Below are 3,348 nucleotides of genomic sequence, written 5' to 3' on the forward strand. Positions count from 1 at the left end.
AATACTTGGGGTGGTAACGACAATACACTGACCAAACTTATTGCCAGTGGCATTGTCTATGACTGCCAGTGCGCAGCCATGCCACTGCCACTGGCCATGAAGTCGACAAAGAATAAGACTGCGGACAACTAGAAAACGCTGAAAATGAGATTAGTGATTGGATTTACTCATCTGAACATAAAATGTTTGCAAGTGAGGAGAATGGACATAATCAAGTGAAAAAAATACTTAAAATAACCAGAGACTTTACAGATGAAATTGATATTAATGTTAGTTCCTATTTTTTATATTATAGAAGCGGAAAAAGAGAAAAAGTTGAAAGAGCAATTTTGAAATTAAGCGAAGAACAACTATTAGAAGATATGTTCATGGTAAATTTTATTGATGAAAATAACAAAGAGCATATTCGCTTAAGATATAGAAAAGATAATAATAATGATATTGAATTAGAAAATATTTTATCAGTTATGCTTGCTTCTGGAGATATATATGATTTTAAAAAAACATTATTTTATCCTGAGATTAACAGATATGGTGGTAAAAAAATTTATAAAATAGTTTATAAACTATTTGCAGCCGATACAAGTTCAATGGGGATTTTTAAAGGACTTTATGCTAATTATAACGAGATTGGAAGTGCATTATATCTATCCAGTTTTATTCTGTTAGAATTACTAGGTAATGATATTGACCTACTATATGATTATCTTGAGTATGGTATTGAGAAAGATTCAAAATATGTTAAACCTTTTGCAAAACGACGTAATGAACATTGTGATATAGTATTGCAATCACTACAAGATTATCAAAGAAAATCTAATTCATTATTATTGGAACGTAAAAGTCTATCTAATGAAATTCTTATTTCAGCTGAAAAAGTTGGTCTTAGCAAGGAGGAAATCTTTTATTTAGTTAAAAGTATAATCCACATGTCAATGAATAGGCATTTCCCATTTAAGAGAGATTTAGAAATAGAAGCTAATCAATTTATGCGCTTTGCATTTTCAAATATTCGTAATAAACTAGGAAAGGTCAGTCAATTGTTATGAATAAATATAGTATTAAATGCTTTGTAGTGGAACCGTCGATGAATTTAAAAAACACAATAATGGAACTTATTACAGATTATACCTTTATAGTTGATAAAGGATGGGAAAATGGATATCACATACACCTTAGAGGACCACTAGATGATGAATCTTTGCAAAAAATAATTATCGAATTAGAGAAAGGGGTCTCTGATTCAATAATAAAATTTGATGAAACTGAGTTTATAAGAAGATATAAATCAATATCTGAAATATTGGAGAATAAAACGGATCCATTCAAACCAATATTAAAAGGTAAAGTAACAGTTGATATAGAAAATTCAATCTTTGAAAATGAAATGGAGAATGAATTATTTAGGGAATCAAATCATATGTTTGATTTATATTATTGTAGATCATATTTTAATAAGAACTCATTGTACGCTGTTATTGAAGATATCATGAAATTTCATAATATGTTAGAAGCGTATGAAGAACCTGGATCCACAGATGCTTATAATTGTCACCTCTCACATTATATTGCATTTAATCATCGCCTAAATAAGCAAAGCAAGGAAAGTATTGAAAAACATTTTAAAATTCAATTCGAGAAAGAATTAGAAGCAGGATTATTTGAATTCGATTTGTCACCCACTACTTTAACTAAGGATCTAATGAATTTTTTTCATAAGATAAGACCCCTTGTAAAAAGTAGGCAATTGAACTTCTATATGCCCTACGATCGTAAATTTATTGATAAAAAGATAAACTATGGTTCTAAAAGGCATCAAGAAACATTTTCTAAAGATAACATGCATAATCATCTATATAATGATGTCCTGATTGCAAATAGATGGATAACCAATGCATTATACAAAAAGCTACTTCTTTTAGGATTAAGTAATACAGATAGATTTTACATGAATTATGTGATCTCAAGACTGACCTATTCAGAAGATGAATTAAGAGATTACTAAAGATTTCCACATAATTTTTTGTAAAAAAAAACCCGTGAAAATTCATGCTTTTGCATCTAATTTTAGACTATTTGTTTACTAATGCTGGAACTATTCACTGAAATCCTATAGTGACTTGACAATGCTTGTCGATCAAGCAGTTTAGCTAAATCAATTATGCATCAAATAAATGAAAAAAAGAACCCATTTCTATTAAAGTACCTCCAAAAACCAACAGAAAGGGTTCTTATAATGGATACTTTACCGCAGATAACTTTCAATCATCAAATTAAACTAACAAATAACGGTGGTACTCTTTCCTCCGATACAGGAGAATTCTTAGAGAATTCGATGAAAAGATTGTGTTCTTTTCTAGATTGATTAAGCACCTGGAACTAAAGGACGACAGACGTTACTATGTCCATTCAAATAAGCAGTTGCATCGCCAAAAAATTTATCAAATAATTGCTGGATATCCCGAGGACAGTGCGGCTAATCAATTGACGAATGATCCTGTTTTTCCACAGATTGTTGGCAAGGATGCAAGGCCAGTTTATCGTGCCTGTTCCCGTGATTTGATAAAAAATCTATCGAACTATTAAATCAAGCTAAACAAGAACTTTTGACAAAGTACATCAATTTAGAAAGTCAAAAGCAATTCCTGGACTTGGATTCCACCCATGCTGATACTGATACGGTGATTACGGTCAACCAAATGTACCACCTCTGATGCGTTTTTTACCGCCAAATGACAAAAAATGTACCAATAAATAAGTGAGAGGTTGTTTACCATCTTCTATATAATTAATGAGCACACCTAAGTGTGACATTATTTATATAGGAGGTTTTTTTATGATCCATTATCGAAAGACCTTCTAAAATGGTGATGCCCCTTTGCATTGCACCCCTGCCTTATTAGTTCACGTGTTCTTTTTGCAATTTGGACACGTAATACCTTGTATCTGTATTTAGCTACCCAGATAACATGATATTTAATATCATGGTCTGCATGACTGTTTTCTTATACCCGTCCATCCTTTTAACCTCATAGCTTAAGTATGGACATCAAAAGATAAGGCTAAAAGCGGATACTTCACTTGTGACATAATTTTGATCCATCATTGCCATAGAGTGAGCCAGAATGTTTAATCCTGATATAGCAACACTTCCACCACCCTTGACCTTGTTTGTGTCCGTGGTAGTGTCTTTGCGGCGGATGGAGAAAAAACTGCCTTCAGTTGTGTTTGGCAAGTGAAAAGTACATAAAATGGCAGAACTTTTTTACATAACCTTGCCAGCCAGTTTATCCCAATTGTAGATTGTATCTTTTATTTACTTTTCAAGGTTCAAAAGCGAAATCTTAA

Annotated in this window: 3 protein-coding genes and 1 pseudogene; 3 read left to right on the forward strand and 1 reads right to left on the reverse strand. The window is 31.8% G+C overall.

Annotation, left to right across the window (positions count from 1 at the left end; translation table 11 throughout):
• Positions 1-215 precede the first annotated feature (215 nt).
• The 3 genes and pseudogenes from E4U82_RS19305 to E4U82_RS20420 all read left to right on the forward strand — a co-directional run.
• Complete coding sequence (locus E4U82_RS19305; protein WP_167751507.1) at positions 216-1,049, forward strand: thiopeptide-type bacteriocin biosynthesis protein; 834 nt, start codon at positions 216-218, stop codon at positions 1,047-1,049.
• 38 nt (positions 1,050-1,087) lie between these two features.
• Positions 1,088-2,005 carry a hypothetical protein gene (locus E4U82_RS19310; RefSeq protein WP_135111873.1) on the forward strand — a complete coding sequence of 306 codons (918 nt, stop codon included), beginning with the start codon at positions 1,088-1,090 and terminating at the stop codon, positions 2,003-2,005.
• A 231-nt stretch (positions 2,006-2,236) separates the two neighbouring features.
• Positions 2,237-2,675 (forward strand): annotated as a pseudogene (locus E4U82_RS20420) (transposase); the annotation flags it as partial.
• A 159-nt stretch (positions 2,676-2,834) separates the two neighbouring features.
• Here E4U82_RS20420 and E4U82_RS20730 read toward each other — a convergent pair.
• Positions 2,835-2,981 (reverse strand): transposase, encoded by a 147-nt coding sequence (locus E4U82_RS20730; RefSeq protein ID WP_425339547.1) that lies wholly within the window; start codon positions 2,979-2,981, stop codon positions 2,835-2,837.
• Positions 2,982-3,348: the final 367 nt, after the last annotated feature.

This window comes from Lentibacillus salicampi (genome assembly GCF_004565465.1).
GTDB lineage: Bacteria > Bacillota > Bacilli > Bacillales > Amphibacillaceae > Lentibacillus > Lentibacillus salicampi.

Bases quoted from the DNA above. Each gene is read 5' to 3' on its own strand.
- E4U82_RS19310 (WP_135111873.1), top strand. From the start codon at position 1,088: ATGAATTTAAAAAACACAATAATGGAACTTATTACAGATTATACCTTT.